This is a genomic window from Modestobacter sp. VKM Ac-2978 (assembly GCF_026968025.1).
Lineage (GTDB): Bacteria > Actinomycetota > Actinomycetes > Mycobacteriales > Geodermatophilaceae > Modestobacter.
Window position 1 is genome coordinate 1 of record NZ_JAPVBP010000009.1, and the last position, 18,768, is coordinate 18,768.

At 65.9% G+C, this 18,768-nt stretch carries 15 protein-coding genes and 2 pseudogenes; 5 read left to right on the plus strand and 12 right to left on the minus strand.

What is annotated here, in order from left to right; all coding sequences use genetic code 11:
• Positions 1 to 467: MMPL family transporter (locus O2W53_RS19570; RefSeq protein WP_269164739.1), on the minus strand; the 467-nt coding region annotated here is incomplete at its 3' end.
• Positions 468 to 719: 252 nt separating this feature from the next.
• On the opposite strand from O2W53_RS19570, the gene O2W53_RS19575 reads away from it, so the two are divergent.
• Positions 720 to 2,141 carry an RNB domain-containing ribonuclease gene (locus O2W53_RS19575; protein ID WP_269164740.1) on the plus strand — a complete coding sequence of 474 codons (1,422 nt, stop codon included), beginning with the start codon at positions 720 to 722 and terminating at the stop codon, positions 2,139 to 2,141.
• Between the two features lie 477 nt (positions 2,142 to 2,618).
• Here the strand turns inward: O2W53_RS19575 and O2W53_RS19580 are convergent, their stop codons facing one another.
• Complete coding sequence (locus O2W53_RS19580; RefSeq protein WP_269164741.1) at positions 2,619 to 3,647, minus strand: hypothetical protein; 1,029 nt, start codon at positions 3,645 to 3,647, stop codon at positions 2,619 to 2,621.
• A 729-nt stretch (positions 3,648 to 4,376) separates the two neighbouring features.
• Here O2W53_RS19580 and O2W53_RS19585 point away from each other — a divergent pair.
• The gene (locus O2W53_RS19585; protein WP_269164742.1) at positions 4,377 to 5,162 is read left to right on the plus strand and encodes an endonuclease VII domain-containing protein; all 786 of its coding nucleotides are present in this window, start codon (positions 4,377 to 4,379) and stop codon (positions 5,160 to 5,162) included.
• 500 nt (positions 5,163 to 5,662) lie between these two features.
• On the opposite strand, the gene O2W53_RS19590 is transcribed toward O2W53_RS19585, so the two are convergent.
• The 8 genes and pseudogenes from O2W53_RS19590 to O2W53_RS19625 form a co-directional block, all read right to left on the minus strand.
• The gene (locus tag O2W53_RS19590; RefSeq protein WP_269164743.1) at positions 5,663 to 7,243 is read right to left on the minus strand and encodes an ATP-binding protein; all 1,581 of its coding nucleotides are present in this window, start codon (positions 7,241 to 7,243) and stop codon (positions 5,663 to 5,665) included.
• Between the two features lie 300 nt (positions 7,244 to 7,543).
• Positions 7,544 to 7,635: pseudogene (locus tag O2W53_RS19595) on the minus strand.
• A 321-nt stretch (positions 7,636 to 7,956) separates the two neighbouring features.
• Positions 7,957 to 9,033: pseudogene (locus O2W53_RS23835) on the minus strand (Shedu immune nuclease family protein).
• Between the two features lie 397 nt (positions 9,034 to 9,430).
• Positions 9,431 to 9,595, minus strand: a complete 165-nt coding sequence (locus O2W53_RS19605; RefSeq protein ID WP_269164744.1) for a hypothetical protein — start codon at positions 9,593 to 9,595, stop codon at positions 9,431 to 9,433.
• A gap of 75 nt (positions 9,596 to 9,670) precedes the next feature.
• Positions 9,671 to 11,146 (minus strand): hypothetical protein, encoded by a 1,476-nt coding sequence (locus O2W53_RS19610; protein ID WP_269164745.1) that lies wholly within the window; start codon positions 11,144 to 11,146, stop codon positions 9,671 to 9,673.
• A 267-nt stretch (positions 11,147 to 11,413) separates the two neighbouring features.
• Complete coding sequence (locus O2W53_RS19615; protein ID WP_269164746.1) at positions 11,414 to 12,844, minus strand: LA2681 family HEPN domain-containing protein; 1,431 nt, start codon at positions 12,842 to 12,844, stop codon at positions 11,414 to 11,416.
• A 40-nt stretch (positions 12,845 to 12,884) separates the two neighbouring features.
• Entirely contained in the window at positions 12,885 to 13,055 is a 171-nt protein-coding gene (locus O2W53_RS19620; protein ID WP_269164747.1) for a hypothetical protein, read from the minus strand.
• 54 nt (positions 13,056 to 13,109) lie between these two features.
• Complete coding sequence (locus O2W53_RS19625) at positions 13,110 to 14,042, minus strand: toll/interleukin-1 receptor domain-containing protein (protein WP_269164748.1); 933 nt, start codon at positions 14,040 to 14,042, stop codon at positions 13,110 to 13,112.
• 378 nt (positions 14,043 to 14,420) lie between these two features.
• Between O2W53_RS19625 and O2W53_RS19630 the strand changes: the two genes are divergently transcribed.
• Entirely contained in the window at positions 14,421 to 14,867 is a 447-nt protein-coding gene (locus O2W53_RS19630; protein WP_269164749.1) for a hypothetical protein, read from the plus strand.
• Between the two features lie 54 nt (positions 14,868 to 14,921).
• Here O2W53_RS19630 and O2W53_RS19635 read toward each other — a convergent pair whose 3' ends face one another.
• Together O2W53_RS19635 and O2W53_RS19640 are read right to left on the minus strand one after the other, a co-directional pair.
• Positions 14,922 to 15,281, minus strand: coding sequence for a hypothetical protein (locus O2W53_RS19635; RefSeq protein ID WP_269164750.1), 360 nt, complete (start codon positions 15,279 to 15,281; stop codon positions 14,922 to 14,924).
• 821 nt (positions 15,282 to 16,102) lie between these two features.
• Positions 16,103 to 16,849 carry a TIGR02391 family protein gene (locus tag O2W53_RS19640; RefSeq protein WP_269164751.1) on the minus strand — a complete coding sequence of 249 codons (747 nt, stop codon included), beginning with the start codon at positions 16,847 to 16,849 and terminating at the stop codon, positions 16,103 to 16,105.
• 504 nt (positions 16,850 to 17,353) lie between these two features.
• Here O2W53_RS19640 and O2W53_RS19645 point away from each other — a divergent pair.
• Together O2W53_RS19645 and O2W53_RS19650 are read left to right on the plus strand one after the other, a co-directional pair.
• A complete protein-coding gene (locus O2W53_RS19645; protein WP_269164752.1) occupies positions 17,354 to 17,992 on the plus strand; it encodes an antitoxin Xre/MbcA/ParS toxin-binding domain-containing protein in 639 nt (212 codons plus the stop codon).
• Entirely contained in the window at positions 17,989 to 18,534 is a 546-nt protein-coding gene (locus tag O2W53_RS19650; RefSeq protein ID WP_269164753.1) for an RES domain-containing protein, read from the plus strand. The genes O2W53_RS19645 and O2W53_RS19650 overlap by 4 nt, the downstream gene beginning before the upstream one ends.
• The last annotated feature ends 234 nt before the right edge of the window (positions 18,535 to 18,768 follow it).

The following is an 18,768-nucleotide window of genomic DNA, read 5'->3' on the forward strand; positions in this document are numbered from 1 at the left end:
AGCAGGACCAGGGCCGCGATCGCGACCCCGACCAGCTCGGTGGCGCTCATGCTGGTGGGGCTCTTCAGCGCCGAGCCACGCATCTCCGCGGTCAGCCCGTCGTCCCGCGCCTGCTCCACCGCCTCCTCCAGCAGGGCGCGCGACTCGTCGGTCACCTCCGCCGAAGGCACCTCATAGCTCACCGACGCGAAGCCGGTCGTCCCGTCGGCGCTGATGCTCGAACCCGCCGAGGGAGGCACCACCCGAGACACCTGCGGGCTCTCGGCGGCAGTGGCCAGCGCCGCCTCGACCGCCGCCTGGTTCGCCGGCTCCTCCAGCGACCCACCGTCAGGAGCGACGAAGACAAGCGTCGCCGACGCGCTGTCCGAAGGCGTGTCCGGGAAACGCTCCGCGAGGAGGTCGAACGCCTCCTGCGACTCGATGCCCGGAATCGTCGCCCGGGTGTTCACCGGACCCTCGGACGTCACGGCAGCCGCCACCGCCCCAGCCAGGACCAGCAGCCAGACCACAGCGACCGACCACCGCCGGCGGAAGGCGAAACGCCCAAGACGATCAAGCAGACCTGCCATGTCGGTACACCCCAGTTGTCGTGGTGGTTGTCCCGTGCAGCGTTTCGTCCAGGCGGGGGTCCCGTCGTCGTGCAGAGGCAGGCTCTGTGTACGTAGATCGCAGTACCCGACCCCTCGTGCCAGGGTGGCGGCGTGGCTCGCGTGCTGAGGGTGTCCGGACCGCTCGACTTCGCCGCGATCCGGGCGGAGGCCGGGGTGCCCGACGAGTTCCCGGCCGACGTGCTGGCCGAAGCGGACCGGGTCGCCGCCGACCTACCGCTGCCCGACCACGACGCCACTGACCTGCCGCTGGTGACCATCGACCCGGCCGGCGCCCGCGACCTGGACCAGGCCGTGCACCTGGCCCGCACCGCGAGCGGCTACCGGGTGTCCTACGCGATCGCCGACGTCGGCGCCTTCGTGCCGCTCGGCAGCGCCATCGACGTCGAGGCCCGGCGCCGCGGGCAGACCGTCTACTCCCCCGACGGCCGGACGCCGCTGCACCCGCCGCAGCTGTCCGAGCGAGCGGCCAGCCTGCTGCCCGGCCAGCTCCGGCCGGCTGCGCTGTGGACCATCGACCTGGACGCCGACGGCGAGGTCACCGCCGTGGACCTGCGCCGCGCCCGGGTGCGCAGCCGGGCCCAGCTGGACTACGAGTCGGTGGGCGCGCAGGTGCCCGCGGAACTGGAACTGCTGCCCGAGATCGGCCGGCTGCTGCAGGCCCGTGCCCGCGACCGGGGTGCGATCGAGCTGGGCACGCCGTCCCAGGAGGTGGAGCCCGGACCCGACGGCGGCTGGACGATCGCCTTCCGCGGCCAGTCCGACGTCGAGGGGTGGAACGCGCAGATCTCGCTGCTCACCGGACGGTGTGCGGCCCGGCTGATGCTGGACGGCGGGGTGGGGGTGCTGCGCACGCTGCCGCCGGCCGACCCGGGCGCGGTCGACACGCTCCGCCGGCTCGCTCCCGGGCTCGGCGTCGACTGGCCGGACGGCGCCGGTCCCGGTGACGTCATCGCCGGCCTGGACCCGTCGCGACCTCGGCACGCGGCCTTCCTGGACGCCGCTGCCTCACTGCTGCGCGGCGCGGCCTACACCGCGTTCGACGGTCCGCCGCCCGCCCAGCCCGGACACGGTGGCGTCGGCGCGCCCTACGCGCACGTGACCGCGCCGCTGCGCCGGCTGGTCGACCGGTTCGGCACCGAGGTCTGCCTGGCGCTGGCTGCTGGTGAGCAGCCCTCCGCCGAGCTGCGCGCCGCACTGCCGGAGCTGCCCGGGCTGATGGCCGCCTCGGACCGGCGTACGCGCGAGGTCGAGCGCGCCGTCATCGACCTCGTCGAGGCCACGGTGCTGGCCGGCCGGGTCGGTGAGGTGTTCGACGCCGTCGTGCTCGACGCGGACGAGAAACGGTCCACCGTGGTGCTCAGCGACCTAGCCGTGCAGGCCCGCTGTGATGGTCGGTTGACCCCGGGCGCGCGGGTCAGCGTCCGGCTCGTGACCGCAGACCCGGCCACCCGCACCGTGCGGTTCGCGGCCACTGGAAACGGACCGATCATCGGACATCGCCGGGGACAGAAGGGCTGCTCACAGTCCTAGGTGGGCGACAGACGTGGCCAGAACAAGTTCAGACCAGGTCTTCGAACGAAGAGCCCGGTCCGAGAGGTAAAAGCTGAGGTGACCCTCTCACTGCCAGGCCGTCATGATCGCGTTCATGGCGGTGCGCCACATTTCCGTAAGCCGGGTGATCAGCGGACACCAGGACTGCAACCAGGACTGCAACCAGGACTGCAACCAGGACTGCAACCATTGATGTCGACCAGCCCCTTCGTTTACACGGCGCAGAGCGTTCTCCCCTGCCCCCCCGCCGAGCAATTCAAGGGCCCACTTTCGTGCACCTCGAGCGGCGAAAAGTTGATGGCGGACTCTCGCGCACCAGTGCCCGTCCGGTGCGCTACTCGCCCTGACCGCCAAGACCGAGTCGACCTTCGCCTGCACCCGAGGATCGGGTCGCGACAGGCTTGTGCGGCGCACTCCACAGCGGCCACAGCCGCGCCAGGGATGGGTATGGCAGGGCTATGCCGACCGCGAAGATCGATTCGCCGACGCGTCGCCAACGCATGCTTTCAGCTCGGCGATGAGGTCCGAGGCGTCGCCAGGAGCTTGCGCCACCTCTGCGAACTCAAAGGGCGCCGAAACTGCCATGTCCTGGAGACAGGCTGCGAACCGCTTATCGCTCGTCAGGAACAGGTCACACTGCACCAGGTAGCTTGCGTGCTGAGCATCACGGGGGCTGCTGCTGGTGACCTTGGCGAGCACCTGTTGCCGCTGCGCGGTGTTGGTGAGCCAGTGGTGCGGCACGTCGGCGGCCTTGATCTCACTTATCCAGAACCGAGCCCAGGCGCGGTCGGTGATGCGCGACGGATCAAGGTAGGTGACCAGCCAGTCGGCGAGCGTGCGGTAGGTCCCGCTCGCAAGCTCGCCCTGCGCCGCTTCCGCGAGGGCCAAGCTGAAGATCCCGTGGCCCTCGGACCGCCAGGCTGCTAGCCCGGGCTCCGGCGGCCACAGCTCCCGCAACCAACCAGGGCTGGTCGGGGCAGGTGAGTACCAGTCGGCGGACGTCTCACCGGCGTCTCGGGCCACTTGGTGATTCTCGCGCTGTACCGCATAGACGGCGTCAGCGTCCGCCGTCGGCAACGCCCGCACCTGCTTCACCACAGCCGGCCAATTCTGTCGCGCCTCTTGCCAGAACTGGACCGTCCAGTAGCGATGCAGTTGCTTCCACCGCGCGACATCGGGGTCCGCCCGAAGCCAGCCCGGATGCAGTCGCCGCACCTGCGTGATGACGTCCTGACAGGCCAGCTCCGCCTCGGTCGGAAGCGTCCGGCGGGGACCGGCCAGCATGGCGCGAACGTCCCGACCTGATGCGACGACATTTCCCGACCGGGCCAGTTCAAGGAGGACGCTGGGCGCCAGCACCACCTCAACGCCAGCCTCTGCCATGGCGGCATAGAAGGCCGGCCCACCGTCGATCCGGCCGAGCATCGACCAGACGTTGGTGTCGAGCAGCAGCCGCGGACGGGCCGCGCCCTCTGCTGTCGTCATTCGGTGCACCGCACCACGATGGCGACTCACGGGCGGGAGGTTGCCAGTCGCGGGTTCAGGGTTACCCCACCGGGGGGGGGCGACACGGCGTGCACTAGGCCGAACGAACTTGCCGACTGGGTCGTCTACCGCTCATCGTGCGACCGCCAGAGGTACGCCGACTTGAGGCCGGCCAGCGTCCGCCAGCCGATGCACGCGCCGACATCACTAAAGGCGTCGCCCATCCGTGCGATGACCGCCTCTGCCATGCCCGCAGTCATATGGGCCGCCTCGTTGCCAGCGTGGATGCCGCTGGCACCTAGCCGCTCGCGGGCCCGCGCGTCGTCATGGACGAGGTAGTTGCGCTAGCTACTCAGCCAGCGCAGCGTACGGACCGTCGCGGCATCCATGTCACGAGTAGCCGGACCGAAGATGGCTTTGGGTGCTGCCAGCTTCCTTCTCCTTATCCTCGTGGGAAAGCAATCTGGCAGAACGGAGCCTCGCTGTCGCGGCAGCGCGGCTCAGCCGCATTGGCTCACCGATCTTGCCGACCGGTTGTGCCGTCCAAGCGGCCCAATTTCGGGCCCGCTGTCCCAAGGGCGCGCGAACCCCTCGCATGGTCAGCGCCGCCCATGACCTGTGTCGGTGGTGCAGCGGGCCGGAACATGTCGGTGGTGGGGCCTACCGTCACCCAGCATGAACCGGCGCCCGACCGAGCTGGCCAGGGCGTGGCCGACACGAGGAGTAGACGTGCCCAACGCCACCCGCCGCATCCAGCCCGACACCCTGCCCCTGTTCGAGTTGGAGAGGGCGCCTGTCCCGACGGCTCCGGCCAAGCTGACCACCGAACACCGCCGTCCCGTCCCGGTAGACCACACGTGCGACGGCACCAACCTGTCCACCTGCGACTGCACGAAGGCCCGCGCCCGGCAACGTGTCCGGGAGCGACGACGGGAGCGCACGGAGGAGCGCCGCCGAAACAGGGAGAACGTCACCACTCTGGTGGACAAGCCGCTCCCGGTTCCGCTCACGGTCAAGATGGACCCGCTGGTGCACACCTGCGACGGCACCGGGAGCCTGCGGACGTGCGAGTGCGCCAGGACGTGGATGCGGGAGTATCAACGGCGGCGCCGCCGGAACTCTGGGCTATCGGTGGAGGTCAACCGGCGGGCCAACCTCTGGCGTATGTACCGGATCACCCCGGAGGAGGTAGAGGCCCTCTATGTAACCCAGGGCGGTCGCTGCGCGATCTGCGGCCGCCACGAGAACGAGGTCATGCAGTATGTGGGTGGACGCCCCCGCCTGGACGGCACCCCGGCGGCCAAGCGCGGCCTGGTCGTGGATCACTGCCACCGCGGCGGCCAGGTGCGCGCGCTGCTCTGCTCGCCCTGCAACGCCGGCGTTGGAAGCTTTGGCGAAGACGCCGACCGGCTACGAGCCGCTGCAGACTGGCTCGACAAGATTAATGCCGAAAGTCCGTCTGGCCTAGGTTTTTGGCCGCCCCAGATTGGCCAGCCGGTGGACGGCGGCCACTGACCGACACTGCCGAAGACTCGGGCGACAAATCTCGCCGTGGGCTGCCAACAGCGCGCCGGTATTAGTCTCCTGCCGGTCATCGTAGTCCGGGGTGCCGGTTCCGCAGCGCTTGGCGACTGCGGTGTCGTCACCTGCGTGCGGGCAACCAGCCGGCGGACAGGCCTAGCGGCCACCCCGCAAGCTGCGTCGCCAGCAGGCCGCCCAGCTCGCCACCGTCACAGAATACGACCGCTCCTACAAGTTCTTACCGACGCTAGGCAATCCCCGGTCATGCGGCCTCCACCGCACGTGCAACTCGAATTTCGGCTGACCACGACCGCGCAAGTGCGCATACAGTCCGCAAGACGGTCAGACTCCGTACCGTGCCTGCCAATCCTGGTTGGGGCGGAGATTAATGCGGAGCGGGTCCCCATCTCGGCGGGGCTTGAAGGACTCAATTTTCGAGCGCAGCCGCGTACTCGAAGATGTGAAGCGGTCAGCTATTGAGGTCGACCAGACGGTTAGTCATTCTCCAACATTCCGGCATAGTTGGGAAGCTTCGTAGCTAGATAACGGTTCAAATATTGTTTCGTTGCGTTCTTGGTAGTAGTGAACTCCAGAATGTTGGCCGTTCGCTTCATTCCCGCGTTCCCCGATGCGGCGCCATCAACGATAGAACACGGCTCGTACGGAGCTTTAACCCAGTCTGGTCGGGCCATGCCCTCGCTTGCGGTCGTAGTGTTGTAGCCGAGCAGCAGGGCGCTGAAAATGCTCTCGTAACTTCCCGCTCGCGAATCTCCTGCAGCCCAAAACTGACTGACGCGAGTCAGGTCTTCTTCGCTGCGCGATGGCCAGTTGTCAGCCTGTTCAGCGAGCTCCCGCGCATAAGCCTGACGGGAGTCCTTGGGCCAGGTGTGACCACCCGGTCGAGCGATCATTGCCACTAACTTCTCGCAGACGGAGAGTTCTTCAGTCGCCACGTCGGCCGCCAAGAGGGCGCCCACGAACGGCGCGCCAAGAAACACCGACCTGAATCCCCATTCTGACTCAAGAAGACTAGATCTGCGCGAGTCCTTCAGGCAGTCGGCCCAGCCTGAGGAGTTGTACTCGCTAAGGATCCAGCTGTGAGATGCCTCAACCGTCGCCCCAGTCGAGAACATCCCCACCATGTCAGTCACATCCTCTTCCGGAACAAGAGTCACCAACACCAGTTGGTTCTTCTTCCCTGGCCTGCCTGTGCGTGTCGCAGAAGCCTCGAAGGCCTTATCTACCGCTTCGAACGCGTCCGGGAAGGTGGCCTTATCAATAAGGCAGTCACGAACCTTCTCTCGGTGATTATCTGGCGACTTATCAATGCAGGCCCAATAGCTGACCGGATTCAAACGATTAATGTTTGTGCGGACTGCTCGCTCCTTCTCCTCGGCGGAGGGAAGGCCGATTTCCACGATCGACATGAGGTCACGTTCTTGGCTGTCAACAGCGCCCTTGAGTGCCTCGAGATAGGACAGGTCATTACTCAAAAGAACCAGCAAGGTCTTAGAGAACTTCGTTCGAGTCTGATCCACAAGTGTCTGCGCGGCTTCCAGTAGGTATTCGGCGCGCTTGGCAGTCGGACCCGAGTATCCTAGACCGCGGAGAAAGTGCGCGCGCTCCGCGTTGTCATAAAAGACGACTGATCCAATCCCAGCTCGCGCAAAACCAGCAACTTTTTCGGGCCAGTCCGACTCCCCGTTCAATTCATGCATGCGAATCTCGTTGGAGATTTCCTCCACGCGTCCCCACGAAAGGGTGCGGCCACCAGCAATTTGAGCCCACGTGTTGCCTTTGAGCTCATGGCCCCTAAGGGGTTGGGACGCTGAGGCTACCGCTGCGAAATCTTGCTGCAATTGTCTGGCGAAAAGCGTCTTGCCCGCACCCTGCGGCCCATGGATTGCGATGATGTGGACGGAGTCATTAGCAACCAATGTGCGCACCGCTTCGCCCATGTCAGCCAAGAGGGCATCCCAAAACTCTGTAAAGACTCGGTAGTCCTCATACTGTCGCTGCACCAGTCGCTCTGCACGTTTGGGATACCTTAAGCCTAAGGGAAGGGGTGCGGTCACCCTGTTAGTGAATCAGACCAACGACTACGACTGGCTCACCTCCTTTTCGGCCGCGTGGCGCGGCCGTGCTGCGCTGCGCGGTATCGACTCGTCGGGCGGCCGCACGAACGAGCACCGCTTCTTGCAGCGCGAACGCAGATGCGCACCATGATGGACATCTACAGCGACGTGATGCGGGCTCTCGCGCCGGAGGCCGCGGACCGGATGGGCGCGCCGCTGTTGCCGGGTGAGGGTCGGCCAACTGCAACCAGAGACGACACAGGCCGTTCCCCCCAAAGGGGAACGGCCTGGTCATCGGAGTGGAGCTGAGGGGACTCGAACCCCTGACCCCCACACTGCCAGGCCGCCATGACCACGTTCACAGGGGTGCGCCACCGTGCGCGACGAGCTTCTGAACAGGCACTTTACAATTCTGCGGATCTTGGCGAACCCGCCCGAACGACGCTGCAATCGGTCCGACTGCAACCACAACTGCAACCACGGACACCGGTCTCTAGCACCACTCATTAGCCGGGTTCAGTAGTCTTCAGACGCTCAACGAGCGTCGCGGATCGCCTGGCCACCGCGTCGGACAGCTCTGCAGCAGGGACGAAGACCCGGCGTCTCAGGGCGTGTTGACGACGTCACCTCCCGGCTCTTGCCCCGGACAACGAGCATGGCGTAACGACCTCAACTAAGACTGCGGGTGTTCGCACCAGGCGGCGTTGGACTTATCAGTCAACTGGCGTCTCGCCTGCTGAATCGACGAACCACTCCGCCCGGGCCAGCAGCTCGTCGTAGGTGATGACTTCGGGCTCGTCGAGGTGCCGACGGTAAGGCTCGAAGGAGCGGATCTTGTCCTGATGGTCTCCACCCGCGGCGCCAACCAGCTCGTCGAGGCGACCGATGACCAGGTAGGCGCGTGGCCGGATGAGGTAGGTGAAGCGTCCGGGCAACTCGCTGCCGTCCTCAGCCAGCTCGGCGAGGCGGTCGCCGATCTCCTGGGTCGCCCGGTGGACTGTGCCCTGCACCTGGGACACTCCCCCGGCCAGGTGCTCGGACGGGGACCAGCAGCCGCTGCGCTACTCCTTGTTCAGGAGGTCGACGTCGTGATTCTTGAACTCGGCGAAGACCATGGCTCGCACCCGGCCGGCGGTGCGGAGCAGGGCGTCGGCCTCCTTGCCGACTCCGCTGATCGACCGGCCGGTGACTGCCTGCCGAAGTCGGTCGGGGTCCCAGGACGTGAACAGCTGGCCCGACAAGGTCACACCAAGGATCCAGGGGTTCTGCTCGAAGAAGTTCTGCCACACGTGCTCGGTTCCGCGCCCGGGCAGTGCCTCCTGTTCGGATCTGAAGTACGCCGCGTCGTTGAGCAGCTTGCGGAAGCGGTCGACCTGCTGTCGCCGGTGGGCGATGGCCACGACGTCCTGGGCGGCCTCATCGTCGGTGATGAGTTCCCGGAAGCGGTCCGGGTCGCGCCTGTAGACCTCGATCAGGGAGGCCGGGTTCGCGAAGAGGTCCCGGACCAGGGCGTCGTCGACCCGGACCGAGGTGTCTCCCTGGACCAGGATGAGGTCCAGGTTCCTCAGCAGCTCGAGGACGACTTCGGCGTCGGCGCGCTTGAGGTTGAGGACGTCCTTGACCTTGCCGAGCGCGCCTGGGGCCGGGACCTTCTGGATCCATAGCTCCTTGACCGCGCCGGCCTCGCGGGCCACCAGGAGCTTCACCTGGACGCGCCCGCCCGTCGTCTGGGAGACGACCCACTCTTCCCCGTTCCTGATCAGCTCGGTTGCGTCTTCGACGTCGAACACCTTGTAGACGAAGCGCGCGGGCTGGCCGACGTCGCGCGAGTGAGGCTGGTTGATGGAGAAGGAGGCCGAGGCGTAGGTACGTCCGGCCAGTCGACCTTGGGCGCAACGAGGCCGGGGTCTTCGGGTACGGCGGGCCTGTCGAACTGGAACGGGTCGTCGAAGACGTCGCGCACGATCGTCACCTCTGCTGAGCGCTGGCCATGTCCGACCTCAGTGTGGTCGGCAGATCCGACACGATTCGGCTGCCCGCCCGTCGTGTTGCGGATGTGCGCTGATCCGAAGGCGCCGGTGCGCCCGGGCGAGCGGGCAGGGCTGGTACTCCTGGCAGCGGACGGGCGGACGCCCCGGCTGGGTGGCCGGGGCGTGCCGCACCGGTGTCCTACGCGGACTGAGGTGCTCAGTCGCCCAGCCACTGCCGAATCAGCAGTGTGATCATCTGGCCGGCCGTGACCCGCATGATCGCGGGCCCGGCGGCCGTCACGGCCTGCTTCATGCGCTCGAACCGGGGTGCGGTGGGCTGCGGCTCGGAGCCGCTGGCGGGGCTGGGGTTGGGCTCGGACATGTGCTGCTCCTTGGGTCGACGGACTGTCGAACACCAGGCTCAGGCTCGTAGAAAAGCCTCGCCTATCTGTGGATGTCACATGTCGTCGGGGATGTCGGGCTGACCCAGCCAGTACGCCCGAAGGGCGGCGCTGCGCATGCTGTCCTCAAGAGCCATCCGCTGAAGTCGCCGCATGCCCCCGCCCAGCCACAGGAGCTGCTCCCGACTGGCACCGGCGGCCAGAACTTCCGGGACGGAGTCCACGTACCAGGTCCAGGTCGGCCGCACGATGAAGCACTGCATGCCTGCCCGTCTGGCGATCCTGGCGAAGCGTTCAGGGGCGTGGGCAGCTGCCCTCAACGCCCACAGCTCCGGCTCGGACGCCTCAGTGAGTACCCGTGCGATTTCCGCATGGGTCTCCACCTCGGCGGCAACCACAAGGGCGTCCCGTTCCGCAGGCGGGATGAATCCCAGCTCGCACGCGGTGGCAGCTGGAACACGGAGACGACGACCGACATCCTCGGTCCTGATCAGGATCAGCTCGACCAGCTCTGCCGGTGCGATGCTTCCCGCACCGGCACCGACGGCGTCGATGCCACGGACCGGCGATCCGGACTCCCCATAGGGCCAGAGCACGCTCTGGTCCCCGACCTCGATGTGCACGAGCCGGCCGGCGTCGACGTCGGCCTGCTCCTGGCTTGACAGCTGACCCTTCTCAGCAACAGGCGGTCGACCGTGCCAGCCCTCGGGCACCGTCACCTCCCACTCCGGAGGATCCACTGTGGTCGAGGTACCGGTGGGCCCTGTCATCCACGTCGCGAATCTCTCCAGGGCCAAGGACCGTTCTGCTCTCCACACCGCTGCACCGCCGCGGCCTTGCAGGTCTCGGTGTGGCCAGCTCAGCCCACGCAACAGTGGGTGGTCGAAGTCCTCCGTGCGTTCGAAGTCGAACCGGAGCAGCTCGAACTCATCGCCCTGCTCCCACAGCATGTGCCGGCTGGCAGCCGACTGTGGCCCGATCAAGAGTCGTCGGGCGAGATGTAGCGCGACTGCGAACCGCCAGGGGTCGTGCCAGGCCACGTCCTGGCCGCGCAGCACGGCAGTGGTCGGATCCGTTGGGCGACTGAGCACAACCTGCTGCTCCGCGAGCGTCAGTGTTGCTGCGACCGTGAGTCGCCACAGCCCTTGTGTCTCCCGTTGCCTCAGCAACGGTGGAAGGCCCTCCAAGCCCTCGTCGACGAACGGGCGTGCCCGCGCGATAGCCGTCACCACGGCGTCGGTTAGCGGCCGGGATGCGTAGTCCTCGAAGGCCCGCCGCAGGGCCTGACCCGGTAGACGCAGCGACATGGAGCTCGCAAGCTCGGCCACGCCCTCGTCCAATCGCAGACTCAGGCGAACCCGGCCGTCAGACTGACGACCGGGTGGCCTCGGCGGGTAGTGCAGCACGGTCGAGATGTGACTGAGCCGGTCCCCCTCCGCGCATCCGGACTGCTCAGCCACGTGGGCATCGAGCAGGTCACGCAATGCCTGCTCGCGGGATACCCCACGCTCCTTGGCGATCCATAGCAGCATGCCGCGGGCACGTTCGGACACCAGAACGCTGGTCTGTCGTCGATCTGGACGTCGAGCCATCAGACCAGTGTCGAGGCCGCCTCACCTATAGCGCTGCAGATGACGCTCCAAGACATGAAGAGCAGCACGTTCTTCTTCGACCCCGACGTCGCACACGCACTTGCGCTCTTCCCCCGGCACGGTCGGGGTTCGCCAGCGGGTCGGAGCGGGGCCGGAACCGCCGCCGCTGCATCCGTTTCGACCCCAGCGCTGTTGCCAGCGGCTGTGCTAGTCCAAGTCGAACACGGGCAGCATGAAACCGTCACTCTGACTTCCATTGCGCAGTTCCCTGACGCTCACTAGGGCATGGAAGTACAATATTCCAGCGCGGGCAACCCGCAAAGACTCAACGCTAGCACCCTTCAGGTTCTCAATATCCAGCGTTGTTAGCGCCGTATTGGTGATCCCCTCCGCATCGAAGAGCTTGCCTCGGACGAGGCGGTGGGTACTTCGATTGCGCATTGCCTGCGCGTCCTCGTATAGCCCTCCATCTTCGAGGTCATCTGCAAGTTCGGCCAGCGCTAAGATCCGCGACATATCCAGATTCTGATCAGTCAACTTGCAGTGCAAGCCTGGCCAATCCACGTCTCTGGTCTTCTTGTCGAACCAGTACTTGCGGAAGTTCACGCTCCCCGGGTTGTCCGAAGTCCCGAGGTACTCGTTGGTCGCGACCGCGATCTTGTCGAGTACGTCGAGAGCAGCGCGCGCACCCAACGTCAGGAAGGAAATAGGCTCGCCGTAGACGGCGTAGTCGAGTGTGTCGGCGTAGGTCCCCGTGTCTCTCGGGTGCAGTGCCCAGCCCCCACCCCCTTCATCGAGCGTGGCAAGGCCCTGGTAGACCGTCCGGCGAGCAGCCAGGTAGTCGCTTTTGAGGACATTGGCCGCGGCGAACACCTGCGGCATGCCCTCCTCATCGCGCCGGCTGAACACTGAATGGATGGAGACATCATCGAAGCGCGGATTGTCGCTCCCTAGTCCATCCATGACGGGCGTGAGCGCCAGCCGCTCCCGAGCGACCCACTGGAGGTAAGGGTCATCCGAGTGCGCGTGCGCCAGGTGTCCATGTGATTCGATTTCCGGCAGCGCATCCCACTTAGCTGCCGCTTCTTCACCCGCCAGCTCCACGGTCCTCGCCCGATTTGCGTGCGCGATGGCCCGATACTTCGAATAGACGGCTGCGAGGTGACCTGCTGGTCCGAGGTCGGACTGCAGCACGCGGTACAAGCTAAGTGCCGCATTTCCGGCGGCATTCCCATTTGTTGGATCGAGTGCCACCGCCTCGACATACTGCTCGAAGGCCTCGAGCCAACGTCCCGACGTTGACAGTATATTGCCGAGATTGGTCCGTGCCTGAGTTCGATGAACAGGATCGACATCCTGGGCCGCCGCCAGGAAGTCTCGCCTGGCTGCCCGCAGATCAAGCCGCCTGAGCGCTCTGAATTTGTAATACTCGGCTCGGCGCTCATCTTCCTCAGCCTCCTCCCATACCCGCCTGCCAACTGATTCCAGTAGATTCTCCTTGGCGTTCGCGCGGTTGTACCGAGCATGACTGATCCAACTGCTGGACACTGGGGCAGAATCGATCAACTCGTCAAGAAGCTGGATGGCGTAGCCCAGAGCCTCCTCGTCACTCAGCTCACCCGCGAGATTGATGAGCACGCTTGTCATGTTGAGGAGCACCAGTGGCGCATCGGGTGAGTCAATCTTTGCTACGAAAGTCGAGACTCACGCCGCCGATCATTTCGAGCGCTGTGGCCGGATCTGCTGCGGCATGAGCGGCAATCGCAAAGGTTAGTTGGTCAAAGGCTGCGATCCTGCCCTCCGCGTCGGTGATCAGTCCATCACCCGACGACTGCTCGTCGTCAGACACGGCCAGTTCTCCTAAAGAGTTCCGTGCCGATGGAAACATCACTGGCGGCGCAAGTCATCTCGAGGTCCGCTCAATCTGATCGATCATCTTGTCCCACATATACATGAAGAACTCTCTGGCAGTTAGACCGCTACCGAGGTTCAAGTCGCGCTGCACATAAGCGGACAAGTCGTTTACCTTGACGACCGCTGCGTCACGCTGGCGATCCCACTCCGGCCGCGCCCAGCCGTTGATGCCGCCGAGCGAGTGGGAGCGTTGCCCGACGCTCCATGTCAGCTGATCGTCACCGAGCCCACCACCGCCCTTGGAGACGTCGAGCGCGAAGACGGTCTCGCCGGCGCGTTCGACGCGGACGGTGAAGCGGTCCCCCTGTCGCTTGGTCGTGCATACGAGGCCTTTCGGACGCAGTTGAGGCACGCCAGCAGTGAACTGCTCGGCGAGGTAGTCAAAGATCCGGTCGAGTTCCTCGTACTTGCTCCAGTCCGAATGGGCAACACGCGGCAGTCGCAGCATCAGGGCATGCTCGACTACCGAGCCGATCTCAGCTGGAGGAGTGCCGGCGCCACGGGACTTGCCGACCTTGGCGGCGAACTCGTGAGCCAGCTGCCGCGGGGTGTAGTCGCTCGCGCGTAGGTAGTGAATGTGCGGATGCAGCAGGTCAGCCGGCACACGGGCGTTGTCCATCAAGACGGGCAAGATGTACCCGTCGCCTTGCTTGACGGCTGTCATCATCGCCGCCGAGAACTCGTCCATCGGGATCGGCTTGTTCAAGTACTCCGCCGAAATGAACGGCACAAAAAATTGAGCTTGAGAGCTATATACGTTCCGCTGTTCGCGGATAAAGCTCGTTCCCCACCATTCATTGTTCTTATCTCTGTCGTAGAAGACCTTGAGACCTAGCGCCTTGCATTCCTCCACAGTGACAGATACGTAATCTCGCTGCTCTCCCGCAAAAGACACGGCTAGGTCGTAAGGCTTCTCTGGCATGGTCCCATTCTACCGTCCCCGTCGGTTAGCGCCATGTGCCGAATCGCGTCATAGGCTCCGCCGTTGTCGCCATCAATGTCGCCGGGCCGCCAGAATTGAGGTGCCGGCTTCCGTGGATCAGGAACGCCGGCGAACGGGGGTGACCGCGGAGTCACGGGCCAACAGCGGTCACGAAGGTCATCGGGACGTCACCGCCAGCCTCACCAGCCGAGGAGGTTGAGATACTCCCCCGTCTTGATTCTCGACTGTCTGGAGGGCCCGACTGTGAGCGTTGAGGGCGAGCAGGACCCGCGCCTGCAGTGGTCTCAGGCCCTTGGGGGCCAGATCGCGTCCCGTACAGACGGTGGCATTCGCCTGCCAGTCCACGTCCTGGCACGCATGACGACACTGCTGTACCCCGCTGAGCCGCGACACGTTGACGTGAACCTCGCCTTCGGCGAGCGGATGCGCCTCAGCGGTCATGTGCGGGTCTGGACAGACAGTCTCCTGTTGCTGGCTGTTCTCCAGGACGTGAAGACCTCGGCTCACCACCGGTTCGACGACGGACACCGCGACGCCAAGGTATCGATCACGGTCCTACCTCGTTCCGCGCTGCAGCAGGTCAGCCTCGAGCCCGACGAGGAGCCGTGGGTGAATGGGGGAGACGTGTGGCAGGAGGGGGCCGCAGGAGGCGACTGGAGTTTTCCGCAGTACGGCCGAGTGACCCTGCGGTACGCCGGCATTACGGAACCAATCGCGTTGCCCTCCGCACCGACGCGACCGGAAGGGCTGGACGACTTCCTTCCGACCCTGATTGGCGACCTGACTCGCTCGACGTCACGGTGAGCTGACACCTAGAAACTGGCGACGGTTCGTGCCTCCAGCAAGGGAGACGAGCACCTAGCGCCAACTCCTAGACAGCGTCTCTCGCTCTGAAGCCCAGGCTGGTGGCAGCGCCTTCCGCATCTCCTCTATGTCCGAGTTCGAGTCCAGGCGCCTGGGAGCCAAGGCGATGAGCGAGCCCACGAACACCGCGTAACTCATCCCGGAATCCGCCAGCCTGGGCATGTAGTAGGCCGACGCCCGGCGCCCGACCTGCTTGTGGGACCAGCCGTTGTAGAGCTGATTCACCAAACCCTCCAGCATCTCTATCTGCTCCGTCGAACGCTCGTCTTCCGTGACCTCGTTAGTCGTTAGGTCGACCGCACCCGTGGCCATGGCCCAGCCATGGAGGGGCAAGGTCTTGGTCTCCGTGGCCACGAGGCTGAATCCGCCAGCGGTGCTCATCCCCGTCGCCAGCAGCCGTATGTCCGCGTTATGCACGAAAGTGGCGCCTGGCCCAGCTGGCGACTTGTACGTAGCAACGTCGCCACGTCTGGCCAGTGCCGCTAGTGGTCCGTCGCCATGGCGATAGCTGTGGGCATGAGACACCCCCTGAATCACCAGCCGACTGCCCTCAGAGGCGGCCCGCTGAACCAACCACGTGGCCGCGGTGGCGTCTCGCCTGACCAGCCAGCTGCGTTCACCCTCGAGGAAGGGCGCCCACGCCGCAGCGCGGGGAAGTGGAGCGTCAAGCATCGTCATCTCCTGACACGACCGACGGAATACTTCCGCCCGACGGTATGGGCGACCACCGACACGACCCTGAGCCTCGTCGACCGTCGGCGGCGGTGCGTGGCCCGCGGGCGGTAGGAAGCGGGCGTTGGGTCCCAAGAACCGGCGCATGGAACCGAGCCCGAACCGCGCGTCACCCCTCCGGCCTACCCGCTCAGCACACTGGCGTGGCCCCCGGCCCCTACGACCAACGGCGTTAGCGCTCACCCCAAGCAACCTCCGCAGTATCCGACATCCTGAAGTGCGCTCGGTTAGCCGAGAAGGCCCCGCATCTGACCGACCAGCACCTCCTCCGGCTGTACTGGAGCATTCCAGATCGCGAGCCATCAGACGTCCTTGCAGCTGCGGTTCGCCAACCCGTGGTGACGAGTAGCCGGAGGCCACCGGCTAGGGACGACCGCACACGATGAGGATCCGGTAGGCAGACCTCGAACGGTCAGGCCACCGGCCGCACAGCGTGAGCACCTCTACGACACGCCCGAAACGCTCGCCTCGTCGACCCAGCGCGCGAGCACGCTCACTGCGGCAAGCTGCTCGAGGGCGAGTTGCTCGTCGATTTCGGTCTCTGCCACCGTATGAGACACCACGTTGCGGATGCCGGCGAATAGCCCCTCGGCCAGCGCGGCCGCGCCGCGGTGCATGCTTCGGAAGGTATCGCTGCCGTCGTCATGCCTGAGCCGCAAGCGAGGCACGCCCGCCTTGGGGGGATCGGTCGAGAAGAGTTGCTTGAACAGGTCGGTCTCGGACAGGTCGTGCCGCCCAGTCTTGTTCTGAGTTTCGGCGTTGACTCTCTTCAGCGCATCAACGACGGACTGTCGGAAGTGGCGGCTGGCCCACATGGAGGAGGCACCCTGCCACGCCCATCGGTGTAACCGATCGGCGTCGATGGTGGGAGCGCCCTCGCCGAGCCGGTCGCGGATTTCGACCTCTCTCGCCAGAAGGGTGTAGGCCCGCTGAGCCGCCTCTTTGGGCTGAGCCCACCTATCCCGCAGGTCGCTCGACAGGGTTGTTCGCCAGTCGGGCGTGACCCGGTCGAGGATGCGTTCCACGACTGGCACCTGGTTGACGATGCGGTCCTCAGGGATCATTACGTCAGCCAGGTGCCGGGCAGCGGTGTCGGCCGGTACTGCTGACGCGGCCGACCGCCGTCGCACCAACTCGATGAAGTGCTCAAGCTCGCCCATCGCCCAGCTGACGTCCCGCACCGTCCCCACGAGTCATATGTTGCATTGCCCCGCGCCTGGCAGCGCCCAAAGCCACGGTCCAAGCAGCAACGGCTTCGAACCGTGCCGTATCGCCCGCGGCAGCGCGCCAGGCGACATGGCTCTACTGGAGCTTCCAGGATCACGAGCGTCACACGTCTTGCATTTCAGGTGAGGAGACCCCGGCCCGGCAGCGCAGGGGCCCGCGCCACCGTCGGGAGGGCTCTACGTCTTGCTGCCCGACGCCCGGGTCGGCCAGTGACTGGCGCCTTCCGGCCGTCCACTGGCTCGGGCACTCCTCGCCCGTGGCGGCCGTTCTGCACTAACACGACGCGGGCGACCGCGACGCCGCAATCGCCCGCGCCCTCGACGACATGCTGGACGCCGCATCGGGCAGCCGCGGCAGGCCCAGCATCGAGACGAAGACATGCCTGCGTGGTCCTACGGGGCGCCAGGGCGCCGCAGCAGGCCGGCAATGCAGTTGCCTTCGGACGCCGCTCGGAGTATGACTGGAGCATGACCGCGCTCCAATTCGAGTCTGTTGAGGAGCCGTTTCGCTCCCATCCTGACCTGGCGCAAGCTGCTCTTCGTGCGCTCTACACCGCAGCGTTCGTTGGGGCTGCTCCTGATCGAGCACACCTAGTCCTGGGTTGGGACGCCCTTCTGGCAGTGAGCGACTCGCTCGGTTCAGGGAAGACCACGCTGATGGGCATTCAGGTCAAAGAAGCAAGCACGCGGTCTTGGAGCCGCGAGAGTGCCGAGCAGATCACCGACGTGCGAAAGCTGCTCGAACGCTTGCTCCAGGAAGCCGAGGGCTCCCCTCGGCCTGCCGGAGAATGGCAGCCAGTGCTGTCAACGTTGGACGAGGATCTCGTTGCCCGGCTGGTGGGCGCCTCGCTGTCGTCGATCCGCCGCTACAGCGCTGGTGGTCGGGAAACCCCCCAAGCGGTCGCGGAACGCCTGCACTTCATAGCCCTCGTCCTCGCCGAGCTCGCCGGCTCCTACAACGATTACGGGATGCGGCGCTGGTTCACCCGCCCACGATCAGCGCTCGACGGACGGTCGCCGGCGGACTTTATGGGCAAGGACTTCGATCCTGACGGCCCAGACGGCGAGCGAATCCGGCGGCTGGCCGAGAGCCTGCGCGCCGCATGACGACGGTCTTCCGCAACGCCGACTCACGCTTTCCGCCGCTGTGGGAAACCGATGCTCAACCAGCCGCCCGGTGGCACGGGTCCGGCGAAGGGCCCGCCCAGTACGTCGCCGATACCCCCGATGGAGCGTGGGCGGAGTTCCTGCGGCATGAAGAAATCACGGAGCCGGAGGACCTTGCTGGAGTGGCTCGCAGCCTCTGGGCGTTCGAGATAGACGACGGCGAACTGGCCGGCGCATTGCGATTGGCGGGCGAAGGCTTGTCGGGCGGCGAGGAGACGTATCCGACCTGTCAGGAGCTCGCTCGGCAGGCGCGGGCGGCGTCTGGAGCCACCACTCTCCGCGCGCCATCGGCCGCGCTATTGCCCGGCGCGGCGCGAGGTGAACGGACGGAGGGAGGCGGCCTCGTGCCGGCAGGTGACCGGGACGGGGTGGTCTACATCCTTTACGGCCGCCGTCCGGACCTGCGGGGTTGGCGGATCGTGGAGGCGGGGCGTCCACCGGTCCGGCTTCTCAGCCTGGTTCGGCAGATGGATCGGTCGTGAATGGGTCCCTCGCGACGCACGAGGTCCGGCGTCCTTTCACCGAGCACCGAATCATGCTGTGACCACTAATCCACGCGCCCGCACGGCGCGGCCGCAGTCGACGTGCCGGGTCTCGAGCATTAGACCGCGGCCACGGCCTGCGGGTTGTCCGGTGGGCCGATCACTCCGGGAAGCCGCGGGCCGATCCCGAAGTGGTGTTCGGCAGCCTGCCGGCACCGCGCCTGGGAGCAGGCC

Excerpts from the sequence above, each read along its gene's own strand:
- O2W53_RS19580 (WP_269164741.1), bottom strand. The coding sequence starts at position 3,647 with ATGACGACAGCAGAGGGCGCGGCCCGTCCGCGGCTGCTGCTCGACACC.
- O2W53_RS19605 (WP_269164744.1), bottom strand. The coding sequence starts at position 9,595 with ATGTCCGAGCCCAACCCCAGCCCCGCCAGCGGCTCCGAGCCGCAGCCC.
- O2W53_RS19610 (WP_269164745.1), bottom strand. The coding sequence starts at position 11,146 with ATGCTGCTATGGATCGCCAAGGAGCGTGGGGTATCCCGCGAGCAGGCA.
- O2W53_RS19625 (WP_269164748.1), bottom strand. The coding sequence starts at position 14,042 with ATGCCAGAGAAGCCTTACGACCTAGCCGTGTCTTTTGCGGGAGAGCAG.
- O2W53_RS19630 (WP_269164749.1), top strand. The coding sequence starts at position 14,421 with ATGACGACACTGCTGTACCCCGCTGAGCCGCGACACGTTGACGTGAAC.
- O2W53_RS19645 (WP_269164752.1), top strand. The coding sequence starts at position 17,354 with ATGACCGCGCTCCAATTCGAGTCTGTTGAGGAGCCGTTTCGCTCCCAT.
- O2W53_RS19650 (WP_269164753.1), top strand. The coding sequence starts at position 17,989 with ATGACGACGGTCTTCCGCAACGCCGACTCACGCTTTCCGCCGCTGTGG.